At 57.9% G+C, this 16,067-nt stretch carries 14 protein-coding genes; 6 read left to right on the top strand and 8 right to left on the bottom strand.

Going from position 1 to position 16,067, the window contains the following annotated elements:
• The 5 genes from mgtE to ppk1 form a co-directional block, all read right to left on the bottom strand.
• The gene (mgtE, locus tag ACX3P5_RS13395) at window positions 1-1,434 is read right to left on the bottom strand and encodes a magnesium transporter (RefSeq protein ID WP_458968822.1); all 1,434 of its coding nucleotides are present in this window, start codon (window positions 1,432-1,434) and stop codon (window positions 1-3) included.
• Between the two features lie 125 nt (window positions 1,435-1,559).
• Window positions 1,560-1,745, bottom strand: coding sequence for a YfgG family protein (locus tag ACX3P5_RS13390; protein ID WP_031375371.1), 186 nt, complete (start codon window positions 1,743-1,745; stop codon window positions 1,560-1,562).
• Window positions 1,746-1,845: 100 nt separating this feature from the next.
• Window positions 1,846-2,460, bottom strand: a complete 615-nt coding sequence (gene tehB / locus ACX3P5_RS13385; protein ID WP_458968821.1) for a tellurite resistance methyltransferase TehB — start codon at window positions 2,458-2,460, stop codon at window positions 1,846-1,848.
• 41 nt (window positions 2,461-2,501) lie between these two features.
• On the bottom strand, window positions 2,502-4,025 hold the full coding sequence (gene ppx / locus ACX3P5_RS13380) for an exopolyphosphatase (protein ID WP_233987401.1): 1,524 nt from the start codon (window positions 4,023-4,025) through the stop codon (window positions 2,502-2,504).
• 5 nt (window positions 4,026-4,030) lie between these two features.
• On the bottom strand, window positions 4,031-6,091 hold the full coding sequence (gene ppk1 / locus ACX3P5_RS13375; RefSeq protein WP_233987402.1) for a polyphosphate kinase 1: 2,061 nt from the start codon (window positions 6,089-6,091) through the stop codon (window positions 4,031-4,033).
• A 150-nt stretch (window positions 6,092-6,241) separates the two neighbouring features.
• Here ppk1 and ACX3P5_RS13370 point away from each other — a divergent pair, with 150 nt between their 5' ends.
• The 3 genes from ACX3P5_RS13370 to pstB are packed head-to-tail and all read left to right on the top strand — an operon-like array spanning window position 6,242 to window position 10,740.
• Entirely contained in the window at window positions 6,242-8,329 is a 2,088-nt protein-coding gene (locus ACX3P5_RS13370) for an ABC transporter permease subunit (RefSeq protein WP_458968820.1), read from the top strand.
• Window positions 8,326-9,960: a phosphate ABC transporter permease PstA gene (pstA, locus tag ACX3P5_RS13365; RefSeq protein WP_336755719.1), complete on the top strand. Its 1,635-nt coding sequence runs from the start codon at window positions 8,326-8,328 to the stop codon at window positions 9,958-9,960. The genes ACX3P5_RS13370 and pstA overlap by 4 nt, the downstream gene beginning before the upstream one ends.
• Before the next feature lie 12 nt (window positions 9,961-9,972).
• Complete coding sequence (pstB, locus tag ACX3P5_RS13360; protein ID WP_233987405.1) at window positions 9,973-10,740, top strand: phosphate ABC transporter ATP-binding protein PstB; 768 nt, start codon at window positions 9,973-9,975, stop codon at window positions 10,738-10,740.
• A gap of 182 nt (window positions 10,741-10,922) precedes the next feature.
• Here the strand turns inward: pstB and purN are convergent, their stop codons facing one another.
• Both purN and purM read right to left on the bottom strand, forming a co-directional pair.
• Complete coding sequence (gene purN, locus ACX3P5_RS13355; RefSeq protein WP_233987406.1) at window positions 10,923-11,561, bottom strand: phosphoribosylglycinamide formyltransferase; 639 nt, start codon at window positions 11,559-11,561, stop codon at window positions 10,923-10,925.
• Window positions 11,558-12,598, bottom strand: a complete 1,041-nt coding sequence (gene purM / locus ACX3P5_RS13350; protein WP_233987407.1) for a phosphoribosylformylglycinamidine cyclo-ligase — start codon at window positions 12,596-12,598, stop codon at window positions 11,558-11,560. Before purM ends, purN begins: the two co-directional genes overlap by 4 nt.
• A 229-nt stretch (window positions 12,599-12,827) precedes the next feature.
• Here purM and upp point away from each other — a divergent pair, with 229 nt between their 5' ends.
• The 3 genes from upp to hda all read left to right on the top strand — a co-directional run bounded on the left by upp (window position 12,828) and on the right by hda (window position 15,705).
• Window positions 12,828-13,454 carry a uracil phosphoribosyltransferase gene (upp, locus tag ACX3P5_RS13345; protein WP_233987408.1) on the top strand — a complete coding sequence of 209 codons (627 nt, stop codon included), beginning with the start codon at window positions 12,828-12,830 and terminating at the stop codon, window positions 13,452-13,454.
• 159 nt (window positions 13,455-13,613) lie between these two features.
• Window positions 13,614-14,897, top strand: coding sequence for a uracil permease (gene uraA / locus ACX3P5_RS13340; RefSeq protein WP_233988136.1), 1,284 nt, complete (start codon window positions 13,614-13,616; stop codon window positions 14,895-14,897).
• A 106-nt stretch (window positions 14,898-15,003) separates the two neighbouring features.
• Complete coding sequence (gene hda / locus ACX3P5_RS13335) at window positions 15,004-15,705, top strand: DnaA inactivator Hda (RefSeq protein ID WP_180217190.1); 702 nt, start codon at window positions 15,004-15,006, stop codon at window positions 15,703-15,705.
• Here hda and arsC read toward each other — a convergent pair.
• Window positions 15,702-16,049: an arsenate reductase (glutaredoxin) gene (arsC, locus tag ACX3P5_RS13330; protein WP_233987409.1), complete on the bottom strand. Its 348-nt coding sequence runs from the start codon at window positions 16,047-16,049 to the stop codon at window positions 15,702-15,704. The genes hda and arsC overlap by 4 nt on opposite strands.
• Window positions 16,050-16,067 lie beyond the last annotated feature (18 nt).

Below are 16,067 nucleotides of genomic sequence, written 5' to 3'. Positions count from 1 at the left end.
TCAGTGCGGCAGCAGGAACAGCGTCGCCAGCCCCAGAAAGATGAAGAAGCCGCCGGTGTCGGTGATAGCGGTAATCAATACGCTGGAGCCGACGGCAGGATCGCGCTTCATTTTGGTCATCACCTGCGGCACCAGAACCCCCATCAGCGCCGCCAGCAGCAGATTCAGCGCCATTGCCAGCATCATCACGCCGCCCAGCGCCAGGTTGTCATACATCAGCCAGGTGATGCCGCCCATAATGCCGCCCCAGAACAGGCCGTTGATCAGTGCCACGCCCAGTTCACGGACAATCAGGAACGAGAAGTTTCCCGGTTCAACCTGATGCAGCGCCAGCGCACGCACAATCATGGTGATGGTCTGGTTACCGGTGTTGCCGCCAATGCCCGCGACAATCGGCATCAGGGTGGCGAGCGCCACAATTTGCGAAATGGTGCCTTCAAACAGCCCGATGACCCGCGAAGCGATAAAGGCGGTGCAGAGATTAATCGCCAGCCATGCCCAGCGCTTGCGCACCGACTTACGCACCGGGGCGAACACATCCTCTTCCTGACTGATACCGCCCATCTTACGAATGTTGCTTTCGTTTTCGGCGTTGACCAAATCGATGATGTCTTCAATGGTGATACGGCCAATCAGCCGGCCTTTTGCATCGGTGACCGCGGCGGAGATCAGGTTATAACGTTCAAAGGCGCTGGCGGCGTCTTCGGCTTTATCGTTGAGCTGGAAGGTCGTAGGGCGGGCATTCATCACCTCGCTGACCAGCGTTTTCGGCTTGTTCAGCAGGATGTCAGTCAGCATCAGTTCGCCCAGCAGCAGATTATCATCATTGGTGATGAAGATTTTATCGGTGCCGCCCGGCATGCTTTTATGTTTACGCAGGTAACGCTGTACCGTGGCCAGCGTCACGTCGTCGCGCACCGTCAGGATATTGAAATCCATCACCCGGCCAACGCGGTCGCGGTCAAACTCCACCACGCTCAGCATCCGGGCGCGCAGGCCCGGCTCCACCGACGCCAGCAGGCGACCGGTCAGGTCACGCGGCAGATAGCGTGCCAGCCATACCTGATCGTCGATATCCAGCGGTTCGATGGCGCGCAGAATATCGCGGTCGCTCATCTCTTCGGTCAGGCTGGCCCAGACGGTTTCCGAGGCTTCTACCAGCACCAGGCCGCGTCGTTCGTTCGGCACCAGCCGCCACAGCGCCTGACGTTCTTCTTCCGGTAAGGCTTCGAGGATATCGGCAAGGTCAGCCGCGTGCAGCTGAAGGATATCCTGTTCCAGCGCGTCACGCTGGGTCGCATTTTCACGTTGCTGTTCAGGGCTGAGGTCACTGGCTTTATCCAGCAACGCATCAACCAGATCGTGCTCATTGAGCAGCAGCGTCAGAATGCGATGACGTATTTCACTTAAACGTTGAGAGTGTGAGGCAGACACGTTGAATCCCTTTAGTCTGAAAGCACCAGCACGAAGTGTAGCGTTTCGCCTGAAAAAGGGATGCAAAAAATGGTGCAGTCAACCGGACGGCGTGGCAGTTTTTTCAGGCGAATAAGTCGTGTTCGCTAACGCGTATCGCCAGAACTGACGGCAACCGGTTCAGGCAGCGATTTTTGTTGCTGGTGATGTTCGAAAGCAGCAGGCAGGATAAAAATCAGGCGGCTAAACAAAATGATAAAGCTGATCAGCAACACGATGCGGGTCATGGTGCCGGTTTTTTGACGTCTTCGGGGAGAAATAGCGCTGTTCACGCGGGGTGGTTCCTGTAATGACCCATGCTGGGCGACTGCAATATTTAGTCACAGTCGCCAGATGAAATCAATCGCTGTTGAAAAAAACAGCAGACAAAGATCAGTAACTGGCTTTCTGCGCCAGCAGAGTAGCGAAGCGGCAGGTGATGCGGTTGCCGTTTTCATCTTTACGGTGCAGCTGGCCGGGATGTTCGTTGTACTTCACGATGTGCCAGTTACGGTAGTAATGGCTGAGCTCACCCGATTTAAACGCAAAGGTAAAGTCGCCAGGGCAGGGCATATCGTCGGTGTTCATCGCCGCCACGATCAGGTTGTAGCCATCTCTCACCGTACAGGCCTGCATATCGGCAATCAGCTGCGGAATGGCCTGCGGCTGCAGAAACATCATCACCACGGTCGACAGCACAAAATCATAGCCGCCATTAAAGCGCGTGTTGTTCAGATCGCGTTGCTCGGTGTGGATACCGCTCAGGCCTTCGCGCCCGATGATATCGTGCAGGCGTGCCAGACTCTGCGGATTGTGATCCCAGGCAGTTACCTCGAAACCCTGCTGATTAAGAAACAGCGTATTACGACCGCCGCCACAGCCGAGATCGAGCGCCTTACCGACGTTGAGCATCGGCAGCGCGGCAACCACTTCAGAGTGCGGCTGCGTCAGGCCGTAGGTTTCGGCGAAATAGTTTTCGTCACGCAGACGTTCGGTTTGTTGTGTCATGGTTATCAGTTCAGTTGGATGGGCGCCAGGCGCCCACGTTATCAGGCTTCTTCGAGAATCAGTTTCCATCCGGTAACATCATTCCAGTACCCCTGTTCGCGCTCAAGATCGAGCTGGACCAGCGTGTTCTGGCTGAAGTAACCCGTCGGGAATATCAGCGTCCAGTGGCCGTCATCGCATTTCAGGACCAGCGTATCTGGCCTGGTGGTAGCCTGGCGCTGATTGTTCAGCAGGGTACCCAGACGCAACAGGAAGATCAGCGGCACGAACTGCTTTTTCTTAAACAGCGTCACCCGTGGCAGCTCATCGATCTTCACCGCTTTACGATGGAATCTTACCAGTGCCGCCAGCAGCATTTGCTGATCCTGGTTAAAGCCCGGCATATTGGTGTTTTGCAGGATATAGGCGGAGTGGCGCTGCAGGCCGCTATGGTTAATGGTCAGCCCGACTTCATGCAGCATCGCCGCCCACTTCAGCAGCGCCGCCAGCTGCGGGTTCGCCAGTTTCGGATTCTGATCGCGCCATTGCAGATAGAGCTGTTCGGTGGTGTCGAGCACGCGACGCGCCTGATCGCTGTCGATGGCGTAATGATTCGCCAGACTCTGCGCGGTGCGGCTGCGGATATCCTGATGCCGGAAACGGCCTTCCATTTCATACAGCACGCCTTCACGCAGCGCGCCATCAGAGAGGCGCAGCTCGCGAATCGCCAGGGCGTCGAACACCCCACACAGAATCGCCAGACCCGGTACAAATACCCCTTTGCGCTCTTCTGACAGGCCGGGCAGACTCAGCGCGGCAAACGACTTATGTTTGATCACTTCGTCATACAGTTTGTCGAGACGCTCAGGGGTAATCAGCTTCTCTTTCTCATCCATCGCCTGCAGCACTTCGCAGGCGGCCTTGATGGTACCGGAGGCTCCCAGCGCATATTGCCAGCCGTGCAGGCGGTACTGCCACGCCAGCGTCTCCAGTTTTTGCGCTGCCGCTAAACGGGCACGACGGAAATTTTCGCGGCTGATTTCGCCGTTAGGGAAATAGAGCTGGGCGAAACTGACGCAACCCATGCGGCGGCTTTCCACCAGCTGCGGCTCAAAATCCTCGCCAATCACCAGTTCGGTTGAACCGCCGCCGATGTCGATCACCAGCTTGCGGCCTTTCTCCGGCTGAGTATGTTCCACGCCCATAAAGATCAGACGCGCCTCTTCATGGCCCGAAATCACCTCAATCGGGTAGGGGATCACCTCGGCGGCACGCTGCAAAAAGGTCTCGGCGTTAACCGCCTGACGCAGCGTATGGGTGCCGACAATGGTGACGTTGCTGGGGCTGAATCCCTGCAGGCGCTCCGCGAACAGCGCCAGGCAGGTTAATCCCCGCTCCATCGCCTCTTCGCTCAGGCGATTGTTGGCATCCAGCCCGTCAGCCAGATGGACGCGCTGTTTAAGGCGACCTAATACCTGCATCGCGCCATCCACCACCCGGGCGATGACCATGTGGAAGCTGTTCGATCCGAGGTCGATCGCCGCAAACTCCTGGGGTTTTGGCGTACTTTTATGGGAAATTGGCATAGGATTTATTCAGGTTGTTCCAGGTTCTTGATGTAATCATAAATGGCCAGCTGCGATCGCACTTTGCGACGATTGCCGCGCTGGACGTAATGGTTACTCAACTCTTTATCGACGATGCGGGCTTTTACCGTATCACTTAACTGAATAGCAATAATGTCGAGTATGCGCTGCTTAATGCGTGGATCGAGAATCGCCACCGCCACTTCGATGCGGTAATCAATGTTACGCGTCATCCAGTCAGCCGAGGAGAGGAACACCTTTTTATCGCCGCCATTGTCAAAAATATAGACGCGATCGTGTTCCAGATAACGGTCAACGATACTGATGACACGAATATTTTCACTGATCCCAGGCAAGTCGGGGATCAATGAGCACATGCCGCGTACCAGAAGATTGACCTTAACCCCCACGCTGGAGGCTGTATAAAGCCGGTCAACCAGTCCTTTGTCCACCAGATTGTTAATTTTCAGAGTAATGCCGGACGGCTTTTTCTGCTGCGCATTGGCAATTTCGGTATCGATCAACTCATACAGCATCCGGCGCGAGTTTTGCGGCGACACCATCAGATGATCGAAGGTGACCGGGCGGTAAGGGTTCTCAATAAAGTTAAACACCCGACGCACTTCGTTGGTGATACGCGCATCGGCAGTCAGTAACGAGTAATCGGTATAGAGACGGGCGGTTTTCTCATTGAAGTTACCGGTACCGATATGCGCGTAACGCACAATCTCTTCTCCCTCACGACGGGAGATCAGGAACAGTTTGGCGTGGATCTTCAGCCCGGGCGCAGAAAAAATGACGTGGACGCCCGCTTCGGTCAGGCGTTTAGCCCAGTAGATGTTCGCCTCTTCATCAAAGCGCGCCTGCAGCTCGACCACCACCGTGACTTTTTTGCCGTTATAGGCGGCATGAATCATCGCATCCATGATGCGTGAGTGTTTGGCGACGCGATAGATATTAATTTTGATCGCCAGCACGCTGGGGTCAAACGACGCCTGACGCAGCAGCTCCAGCACATGTTCAAAGGTATGGTAAGGATAGTAGAGCAGCACGTCGCGATCGCGAATCGCATCAAAGCCGTTGCGGAAGCCGTCGAAGCCGATATGGCGAATCTGCGGCAGCGGCCGGTTCACCAGGTTGTTTTTGCCGACGTTCGGGAAGCCGATGAAGTCTTTAAAGTTGTGATAGCGACCGCCGGGCAATATCGAGTCGAAGTTGGAAATGGAGAGCTTATGACACAGCAACTCAACCATCGAATCCGGCATATCACGCTGATAGACGAAGCGCACCGGCTCAGCGGTCAGGCGCTGCTTCAGGCTGGAGGACATCAGCTCCAGCAGGCTTGATTCCATCTCCGTCACCAGATCGTACTCGGCGTCACGCGTCATTTTCATTGAGTAGGCGTTGAGCGCGTCGTAATCGTAGAAGCCTTTAAAAATGTCGTCCAGGCAGTAACGTAAAATGTTATCCAGCAGGATCATCGGCTTACGGCGGCGCGGTGGCTCAGCCGGCAGATTAATGAAGCGCGGCACTTTATCAGACGGGATCTCCAGCAGCGCATAACGAATGTTATCGCCGCGAATAATTTCCACCGCCAGATAGGTGTAATCGTCTTTCAGAAATTCGGTCAGGTCCGTTTCATGGGTGATCAGAATCGGCGAGATGTGCTGACGCAGCTCATGCTTGAAATAGTGGCGCAGCCAGGCCTGCTGATTCGGCGACAGCTGACGTTCGTTAATCAGGAAGATCTGATTACGCGCCATCTCCAGCAGCAGATCGTTATACAGCGCGTCAAACTCCTGGTCAGACTTGAGAACCCGCTGCTGGATCTTCTTAAACAGATGGCGTGGCGTACTGGCGGAACCCTGCTCTTCACCGATCAGAATGCGGCGTTTCAGGTCGGCGAAACGCACCTTATAGAACTCATCAAGGTTATTGGAGTAAATGCCGAGAAAACGCATCCGCTCAATCAGCGGATTACTTTTGTCCGCCGCTTCCTGCAAAACCCGTTCATTAAAGGATAACCAGCTTAATTCTTTTTCAATATAAAGCTTTACCTGACCCATTCTCACTCCATATAGCGGTTGCAGGACTGAAGATCCAGTGTCCACGATCATTATGGCGAGAGTATGGCAGCGTTGTCCAACGTCAATAGTTGTCTTATCAACCGGCTACGGGCAACATAGCGGCTTGTTTTAGCCTGCTACCGGAACCGCATGAGCGTAAACCACATCCCCGTCCAGTTTAGCGACCGAAAGCGTCGTGCCGTTGACCGTCTGACGCGGCGACTGGTCACGTCCTGTGGCGTTGCGATTCTGCTGCTGATGCTATTGCTGTTTTGCTGGCTGATTGGCGTGGTGTTACCGCTGTTTAGCGCACCACAGCTTCACATCGCCAGTCAGCAGCAGTTATGGGATCGCGCACCGGCGTTAGCGCTCGGCAATGATGGCCGCACCGGCTGGCGCATCAGTGAACGCGGGGCAGCACGGTTTATTCCGCTGAATGGCCAGCCGGCAGAACCGGCGCTGGCCTTATCGCGGGCACCGCAACAGGTGGTGCGCAGCGCTGACGGTCAGACGCTGCTGCTGAATCTGCAGGGCGCGCTGATGCTGATGCAGCCGACGGCGCAACAGCAGTGGCGTTTTCCGCTGGGCGATAAACCGTTTCATCTGCCACAGGGCGCGGTGACAAAAATGGCGCTGGCGACCCGCCATGCGGGTCAGTGGCGTATCGCCGCGCTGACCGATGCCGGACTGACGGTGCTGACGCTCGGCACCGATCAGCAGGCCGCCACCATTGACCTGCCGCAACAGCACCTGGATCTGCTGGCCCTTTCCCCGGCGGGCGATCTGCTCTATACCACCGAAGGCAACGTGCTGCGCGTCTGGCAACTCAATGATGATCAGGCGTTGCTGCGTGAAACCCAGACGCTGCCGCAGCGTCCGCAAAGCCTGCATCTGCTGGTGGGCGGAAAAAGCCTGCTGATTCAGGATCAGAATGGCATTACCCAGTGGTTTGCCATCGCCAGCCCGCAGGGTCCGCGGCTGCAACGCATCCGTACCTTTAGCCACAGTGACGGACCGGCGATTGTCATCACCGAATCGCAGCGTCGGGTATTTGCCACTCTGAGTGAAAGCGGCCTGCTGCGGCTGTTCGCCAGCAAGCAGGATGGACCTGTTCTGCAACGCCAGCTGGCGCCAGGCATTCTCGACGCGCAGTTTTCGCCGCGTGGCGACACGCTGTTGATTGAACGGTCGGGCAGCTGGCAAACCCTGCGGCTGGATAACCCGTGGCCGGATGTCACCTGGCGTAACTTCTGGCAGAAAATCTGGTACGAAAACTACCCGAAACCGGACTATATCTGGCAATCGACTGCGGCAGGCGACAGCTATCAGGGCAAGTTCAGCCTGGTACCGATGGTGGTGGGTACGCTGAAAGCCGCCAGTTTAGCGCTGCTGTTTGCGACGCCGCTGGCGCTGGCGGCAGCCATGTATACCGCATTCTTTATGGCGCCGGGCCTGCGCCGCTGGGTTAAACCGGCTATCGAAATGATGGGCGCGCTGCCGAGTGTGGTGGTGGGCCTGATTGCCGGTGTCTGGCTGGCCCCGCACATCAGTCAGGCGCTGGTGGGTGTGCTGTTACTGCCGCTGACGCTGGCGGGCAGTTTGTTGCTGTGCGGTGTGCTCAGCGCACGTTTGCCGCCGCGCTGGCGACAGCCGGGCCGCGAAGTGCTGATCCTGCTGCCGCTGTTGCTGCTGGTCACCTTACTGACGCTGTGGCTGCCGACGCTGTTTATTCCCGACGCGGGCGACTGGCTGCCGCATTACGAACAGCGCAACCTGCTGGTGGCGGCGCTGGCGATGGGCTTTGCGCTGGTGCCGCTGATTTTTACGCTCTCTGAAGATGCGCTGTTCAGCGTACCCGCGGCGCTGGGGCAGGGATCGCTGGCGCTGGGGGCAACACCCTGGCAAACCCTGACCCGCGTGGTGCTGCCTGGCGCCTCCGCCGGGATCTTCGCTGCCCTGATGATCGGCCTGGGGCGTGCAGTGGGAGAAACCATGATTCTGCTGATGGCCACCGGCAACACGCCGCAAACTGAAGGCGGATTGTTCAGCGGGCTGCGCGCCCTGTCGGCCAATATCGCCATTGAAATGCCGGAAGCGGCCGCCGGCAGCGCGCATTATCGCATTCTGTTTCTCAGCGCCCTGATGCTGCTGCTGTTCACGCTGGTGATCAATACCGTAGCAGAGCTGATCCGTCAGCGGCTGCGCCAGCGCTACAGTCAGCAAGAGGAGCAGGTATGAAGGTGATGCGACAGAACGATCGCTGGCGCTGGCTAACCGCCGGTGCGGTGGCGGTCTGCCTGCTGGCCTTTACGCTGCTGATTGGGCTGCTGGCCTGGCAGGGCGTCCGGGCCTTCTGGCCGCAGCGGGTTGATCTCTACAGTTTCAGCCAGCCCGATGGGCGCGAAGTGCGGCTGCTGGGTGAAACGCTTGAGCATCAGCCACGCTTTCCGGCTCCGGCGGATGAGCAGGGCAACAGCGGCGGACAGGTGCATCGTTATCTGATTAAAACCGGCAATCGCGACTGGGATGCGCCCGATTTCCGCGTGGTCTATAGCCGGCAAGCAGCCAGCGTCAGCCAGCCAAAAGCAATCATGGTGCTACAGCGCCGCAGTCACGGCCAGGCTTACGGCTGGTTTGTTGGCCTGCGTGAGGATAATGACGTCTTAACCGCTCAGGACCCCGATGCGCTGCTGCATCAGCGGCTGGCGCAGGTGCAACTGCTGCTGCGGCAGGCCAACCAGATTCGGCGGGTTGAGATGGCACGCGTTAACAGCCAGCGCGAGCAACTCGACGAGCAGGCCGCAAAACAACGCGCTGCCGGGCATTTTGACCTTCAGACCGAGTCGGAATACCAGGCGAATCAGGCGGCATTACAGCGCCGCTTCGATCAACTCAGTGAGACGCTGGCCAGCCTGCAACAGCAGAGCCTGCGCGACGTGCTGATCCTGCGGGATGTGCACGGCATCGATCACGCCATTCCGTTAACGGAAATTGTTGATAGCTGGAAACCCAACGCAATGACGGCAGGCGAAAAAACGGTGCATTTCCTGCATCAGCTGTGGCGTTTCGTCAGCGACTCACCGGCAGACGGTGAAAGCGAATCGGGGGCTTTTCCGGCGATTTTTGGCACCGTGCTGATGGTGTTGCTGATGTCGATTGTGGTGATGCCGCTGGGGGTGATCGCTGCAATCTGGCTGCATGAATATGCCGGACGCAATGCTCTGACGCGGCTGGTGCGGATTGCGGTGGTCAATCTGGCCGGTGTGCCGTCGATTGTCTATGGCGTCTTTGGCCTGGGCTTTTTTGTCTGGCTGGTCGGCGGCACGATCGATCAGCTGTTCTTCGCCAGCGCGCTGCCTAATCCGACCTTTGGTACGCCGGGCCTGCTGTGGGCGGCGTTAACTCTGGCGCTACTGACGCTGCCGGTGGTGATCGTGGCGACGGAAGAGGGACTCTCGCGCATTCCCAACACGCTGCGTCAGGGATCGCTGGCGCTGGGTGCCACTCAGGCGGAAACCTTGTGGCATGTGGTGCTGCCGCTGGCGGTCCCGGCCATGCTGACCGGATTGATCCTTGCGGTGGCACGAGCGGCGGGCGAAACCGCGCCGCTGATGCTGGTCGGGGTGGTGAAGATGGTGCCGGAATTACCGATCGACGCGGTGTTCCCCTATCTGCATCTGGACCGCAAATTTATGCATCTTGGTTTCCAGATTTACGATCTGGCGTTTCAGAGCCCGAATATTGAAGCTGACCGGCCGCTGGTGTTCGCCACTGCGCTGCTACTGGTGCTGATTATTCTGTCGCTCAATTTGCTGGCGATGAGCCTGCGTCACCGTCTGCGTGAACGCTATCGCCTTATGACTCAATAACAGGCTATGACTATGACGCCCGACACTGACATTGCGCTCACCGTGAATCATCTCTCGCTGTGGTACGGCGAGCGCCAGGCGCTGCAGGATATTTCCCTGCAGGTGCCGAAGAACCGCATTACCGCGCTGATCGGGCCATCGGGCTGCGGCAAATCGACCCTGCTGCGCTGCTTCAATCGGATGAACGATGTGATCGATCACTGCCGGGTTGAGGGTGAAGTACTGCTGGGCGGGTTGCCGATCATGCGGCCGGATCAGGATCTTTCTGCACTGCGTCGGCGGGTTGGCATGGTGTTTCAGCGGCCCAATCCGTTTCCCAAGTCGATCTATGAAAACGTGGTATATGGCCTGCGGTTGCAGGGCGTGCGCGATCGGCGGGTGCTGAATGAAGCCTGTGAACGTGCGCTGCGGGCGGCCGCGTTATGGAGTGAGGTGAAGGACCAGCTGGGGCAGAATGCGCTGACCCTGTCGACCGGACAGCAGCAGCGGCTGGTGATTGCCCGGGCGATTGCCATCGAACCCGAAGTTTTGCTGCTGGACGAGCCGACCTCGGCGCTGGACCCGATCTCCACGCTGGTGATTGAAGAGCTGATGACCACGCTGAAGCAGCACTTTACCCTGGTGCTGGTGACCCACAATATGCAGCAGGCATCACGCGTCTCGGATTACACCGCGTTTATGCATCAGGGCGCGTTAGTGGAGTTTGATGATACCGATCGGATCTTTACCGCCCCGAAACAGCGGCGCACCGAAGATTACATCACCGGTCGCTACGGCTAAGAAGAGGGAGAAGGGCGAGGCTTTTGGCAGACGGCTCATAAACGCAAAGCGATGGGAGCCTATGCCCGTAGTAACGCCGCGCGGTGAGGAATGGCGTTTTTTGCGTCTTTACGGAGGGCGTAGGTTCCCTGAGCCTTTACTCCACGACTCTTTCAGGAGAAGCCCGGGCTTCTCCTTCCAGGTCAGTCGTGGGCGTAGCCTTGCGGCGGCAGGGGTTCCCCATCCAGCCAGGCTTTGCCATCACGCATTTTGAGTCGTCCGTCGATAAACCAGCTAATCACCAGCGGATAGATCGCATGTTCCTGATGCTGCACCCGCTCAGTTATCTCCGCTTCGCTGTCGTCAGGGAACACCGGTACTTTGGCCTGCAAAATCACCGGGCCGCCATCCAGCTCATCGGTGACGAAGTGCACCGAGGTTCCATGTTCGCTGTCGCCATTCTCCAGCGCCTGACGATGGGTATGCAGGCCCGGATATTTCGGCAGCAGGGAAGGATGAATATTCAGCAGGCGGTCGTGGAAATGGGCGACAAAGGCGCGACTGAGAATACGCATGTAGCCCGCCAGCACCACCAGATCCGGCGAAAACGCCTCGATTTCAGCGATCAGCTGCCGGTCAAAAGCGTCGCGGTCAGCAAAGTCGCTGGCCGCCAGCGCTTTTGCGGGAATACCTGCCTCCTGCGCCCGGGTCAGACCATAGGCGGCGGCGCGATTGCTGATAACGGCAGCAACGCTGCCGTCAATCCGCCCGCTGGCGCAGGCGTCAAGGATGGACTGAAGGTTGCTTCCGTTGCCGGAAATCAGGACAACCAGCTTTTTCATCCGTTGATAACCACACGCTCTTCAGCATCCGAGGCTTTGATCACGCCCAGCTTCCAGGCTTTCTCGCCGGCCGCCTGCATCAGCGCGACCGCTTTATCTGCGTCAGCCGGGCTCAGGGCAATGATCATTCCGACGCCGCAGTTAAAGGTGCGGTACATCTCAAAGCGGCTGACGTTGCCCGCCTGCTGCATCCAGCTGAACACCGCTGGCCACTGCCAGCTCGTCTCGTCAATCACCGCCTGGGTGTTGTCGGGCAGCACGCGTGGAATGTTTTCCCAGAAGCCGCCGCCGGTCAGGTGCGCAATGGCATGCACATCGACCTGCTCAATCAGGCTGAGAATATTTTTCACATAGATTCGGGTCGGTTCCAGCAGATGATCGGCCAGCGGTTTGCCTTCCAGCTGTTCAGTCAGCGGATCGGTATTGCTGACCTCCAGAATCTTGCGCACCAGCGAGTAGCCGTTGGAGTGCGGACCGCTTGAGCCCAGCGCGATCAGCACGTCACCATCCTGCACTTTACTGCCGTCGATGATTTCAGACTTTTCAACCACGCCGACACAGAAACCGGCCACGTCGTAATCTTCACCGTGGTACATGCCCGGCATTTCAGCGGTTTCGCCGCCAACCAGCGCACAACCTGACTGCAGGCAGCCTTCGGCGATGCCGGTGATGACCGCGGAGGCGGTATCAACATCCAGTTTGCCGGTGGCGTAGTAGTCGAGGAAGAACAGCGGCTCGGCACCCTGAACCACCAGATCGTTGACGCACATGGCGACCAGATCGATGCCAATCGCATCGTGGCGCTTGAGGTCCATCGCCAGACGCAGCTTGGTGCCGACGCCATCGGTGCCGGAGACCAGCACCGGTTCACGGTATTTTTGCGGCAGCGCGCAAAGCGCACCGAAGCCGCCCAGTCCACCCATCACTTCCGGGCGACGCGTCTTTTTCACTACGCCTTTAATACGGTCAACCAGGGCGTTACCAGCATCAATATCAACACCGGCGTCTTTGTAGCTGAGAGAGGTCTTGTCGGTCACTGCGAGGTCCCCACGCGAGTTGCGGTTGGTGGTTTAAATAAAGCGCGGCAATTCTACCAGCGCAGGCAAACGTTTGCGAGTCCGGGATTGCGCACCGGGTGATTTTCATCAATCCTTATTTTGTCCCGGTAAAAGCTGCCGCTTTGCGCAAGGATAAGTGGCGCAGAGGCGAAAAGGCGGTATAATCCCGCGATTTTTTTTTAGCTCAACTCACTCCGGGAGAACACCAATGAAGATCGTGGAAGTCAGACACCCGCTGGTCAAACATAAACTGGGCTTGATGCGTGAGCATGATATCAGTACCAAGCGTTTCCGCGAGCTGGCATCAGAAGTGGGCAGCCTGCTGACCTACGAAGCCACCGCCGACCTGGAAACCGAAAAAGTGACCATTGAGGGCTGGAATGGCCCGGTGCAGATCGATCAAATCAAAGGTAAAAAAATTACGGTGGTCCCGATTCTGCGTGCCGGTCTCGGCATGATGGAAGGCGTGCTGGAACATGTTCCCAGCGCCCGCATCAGCGTGGTGGGCGTTTACCGCGATGAAGAAACCCTGGAGCCGGTCCCTTATTTCCAGAAGCTGGTCTCTAATATTGAAGAGCGTCTGGCGCTGGTGGTCGATCCGATGCTGGCGACCGGTGGCTCGATGATCGCCACTATCGATCTGCTGAAAAAAGCCGGTTGCAGCAGCATTAAAGTGCTGGTGCTGGTGGCGGCGCCAGAAGGGATTGCGGCGCTGGAAAAAGCGCATCCTGACGTCGAGCTCTATACCGCGTCAGTCGATCAGGGACTGAACGAAAAAGGTTACATCATTCCCGGGCTGGGTGACGCCGGGGATAAGATTTTCGGTACCAAATAAATCGCATAGCCGGCCGGAGAGTCGGCTTTTTTTTGGCAAAAAAGCATCATCCCCAATCCGATAGCCTCTGCCGCTGGCGACAGGTTCACGCCTTGTGCGTGGATGTGCCTCGTCGCGGCTGCAGCGAGGAAGGGGATGCATAACATAAGGGGATAAATGATGACTCGTCGCGCCATTGGCGTCAGTGAACGACCGCCGTTACTGCAAACCATTCCACTCAGCCTGCAACACCTGTTCGCCATGTTTGGCGCCACGGTGCTGGTGCCGATTCTGTTTCATATCAACCCGGCTACCGTGCTGTTATTCAACGGCGTCGGCACGCTGATCTATCTGTTTATCTGTAAGGGCAAAATCCCCGCCTATCTCGGTTCAAGCTTTGCTTTTATCTCGCCGGTGTTGCTGCTGTTGCCGCTGGGCTATGAGGTGGCGCTGGGCGGATTTATTCTGTGCGGCGTGCTGTTCTGTATCGTGGCGCTGATTGTGAAGCGGGCCGGTACCGGCTGGCTGGATGTGATGTTCCCGCCGGCGGCGATGGGCGCGATTGTTGCGGTGATCGGTCTGGAACTGGCGGGCGTCGCGGCCAACATGGCAGGCCTGCTGCCGGCTGAGGGCAGCGCGCCCGACAGCACCACGGTGATCATCTCGCTGGTCACGCTGGCGGTGACGGTGTTCGGATCGGTGCTGTTTCGTGGCTTCCTGGCGATTATCCCGATTCTGATCGGGGTGCTGGTCGGCTATGTGCTCTCCTGGTTTATGGGCATCGTTGACTGGCGTGGAGTCGAGAACGCGCCGTGGTTCGCGCTGCCGACCTTCTATACGCCGCGCTTTGAGTGGGTAGCGATGCTCACCATTCTGCCGGCGGCGCTGGTGGTGATTGCCGAACACATCGGGCATCTGGTGGTGACGGCCAATATTGTGAAGAAAGATCTGATCCGCGATCCCGGCCTGCATCGTTCGATGTTCGCCAACGGCTTATCGACGGTGATCTCCGGCTTCTTTGGCTCAACCCCTAATACCACCTACGGTGAGAATATCGGCGTGATGGCGATTACCCGCGTCTACAGTACCTGGGTGATTGGCGGCGCGGCGATCCTCGCCATTCTGCTGTCGTGCGTCGGTAAACTGGCAGCGGCGATTCAGGCGATCCCGGTGCCGGTGATGGGCGGTGTCTCGCTGCTGCTCTATGGGGTGATTGGCGCGTCCGGTATCCGGGTACTGATCGAATCCAAAGTGGATTACAACAAAGCGCAGAACCTGATCCTGACTTCGGTGATCCTGATCATCGGCGTCAGCGGCGCGAAGGTACATATCGGTGCGGCGGAGCTGAAAGGCATGGCGCTGGCCACGCTGGTTGGCGTAGGACTGGCGCTGATCTTCCGCGTGATTTCACTGCTGCGCCCGGAAGAAGTAGTGCTGGAAGCGGAAGATCGTCAGGATTCCTGATCGTCGGCACGCGCATCAGATCGGGGCAGGGACGCTCCATTCATCTCTTTCTGAAAACTGTGGTAGACTTCCCCGGTTTTTTGCTTGTTCTCTTGCTGAGGTGCTTCTGAACACGCCGGCACAATTGTCATTGCCACTCTATTTGCCTGACGACGAAACCTTCGCCAGCTTCTGGCCGGGGGAAAACCCGTCGCTGATTGCCGCGCTGAAAGGTGCTCTCAACCAACAACATGGCAGCTATCTCTACTTCTGGTCGCGTGAAGGCGGTGGCCGGAGCCATTTGCTGCATGCGGCGTGCGCTGAAATGTCTGCACGCGGTGCGGCGGTCGGCTATGTGCCGCTGGATAAGCGTACCTGGTTCGTGCCGGAAGTGCTGGAAGGGATGGAGCAACTGTCACTGGTCTGCATCGATAATATCGAGTGCATCGCCGGCGAGCCGGAGTGGGAGATGGCGATCTTCGATCTCTACAACCGCATTCTGGAAACCGGCAATACCCGCCTGTTTATTACCGGCGATCGTCCGCCGCGTCAGCTTAATCTGCAGTTGCCCGATCTGGCTTCGCGTCTCGACTGGGGGCAGATTTATCGCCTGCAGCCGCTTTCCGACGAAGATAAACTGCAGGCGCTGCAGTTGCGCGCCGGATTACGCGGTTTTGAGCTGCCGGAAGATGTCGGCCGCTTCCTGCTGAAACGGCTCGATCGCGAAATGCGCACGCTGTTTGATACGCTGGATCGGCTCGATCGTGCTTCGATCAGCGCCCAGCGCAAACTCACCATTCCTTTTGTCAAAGAGACGCTCGGCCTTTAGAGAATGTCGAGCACCGCTTCCGGCGGGCGGCCAATGCGCGCCCGATCGCCATTAATCACGATGGGTCGTTCAATTAAAATGGGATGGCTGACCAGCGCGGCGATCAGCGCCGTCTCGCTTTGGCTCTGATCCGCCAGCCCTAACGTCTGATAAAGCGGCTCTTTGGTTCGCATCAGCTGGCGTGCGCTCTGCATCCCCAGCTTCTGCAGCAGAATGTGCAGCGTGTCGCTCGCCGGTGGCGTCTGCAGATAGAGCACCACCTCCGGCTCAATGCCGCGCTCCTGTAACAGCGCCAGCGTTTCGCGGCTCTTGCTGCAGCGCGGATTGTGATAAATCGTCACCATCTCCGGCGATCTCCTGTG

This window comes from Pantoea sp. S-LA4 (genome assembly GCF_054482835.1).
Note: the sequence above shows the minus strand (reverse complement) of the source record. Positions and strands in the feature narration are given on the sequence as shown.

What these genes read in the sequence shown, in the direction of transcription:
- tehB (WP_458968821.1), bottom strand. Translation starts at nt 2,460, where the DNA reads ATGACACAACAAACCGAACGTCTGCGTGACGAAAACTATTTCGCCGAA.
- ppx (WP_233987401.1), bottom strand. Translation starts at nt 4,025, where the DNA reads ATGCCAATTTCCCATAAAAGTACGCCAAAACCCCAGGAGTTTGCGGCG.
- ppk1 (WP_233987402.1), bottom strand. Translation starts at nt 6,091, where the DNA reads ATGGGTCAGGTAAAGCTTTATATTGAAAAAGAATTAAGCTGGTTATCC.
- ACX3P5_RS13370 (WP_458968820.1), top strand. Translation starts at nt 6,242, where the DNA reads ATGAGCGTAAACCACATCCCCGTCCAGTTTAGCGACCGAAAGCGTCGT.
- pstA (WP_336755719.1), top strand. Translation starts at nt 8,326, where the DNA reads ATGAAGGTGATGCGACAGAACGATCGCTGGCGCTGGCTAACCGCCGGT.
- pstB (WP_233987405.1), top strand. Translation starts at nt 9,973, where the DNA reads ATGACGCCCGACACTGACATTGCGCTCACCGTGAATCATCTCTCGCTG.
- purN (WP_233987406.1), bottom strand. Translation starts at nt 11,561, where the DNA reads ATGAAAAAGCTGGTTGTCCTGATTTCCGGCAACGGAAGCAACCTTCAG.
- upp (WP_233987408.1), top strand. Translation starts at nt 12,828, where the DNA reads ATGAAGATCGTGGAAGTCAGACACCCGCTGGTCAAACATAAACTGGGC.
- uraA (WP_233988136.1), top strand. Translation starts at nt 13,614, where the DNA reads ATGACTCGTCGCGCCATTGGCGTCAGTGAACGACCGCCGTTACTGCAA.
- arsC (WP_233987409.1), bottom strand. Translation starts at nt 16,049, where the DNA reads ATGGTGACGATTTATCACAATCCGCGCTGCAGCAAGAGCCGCGAAACG.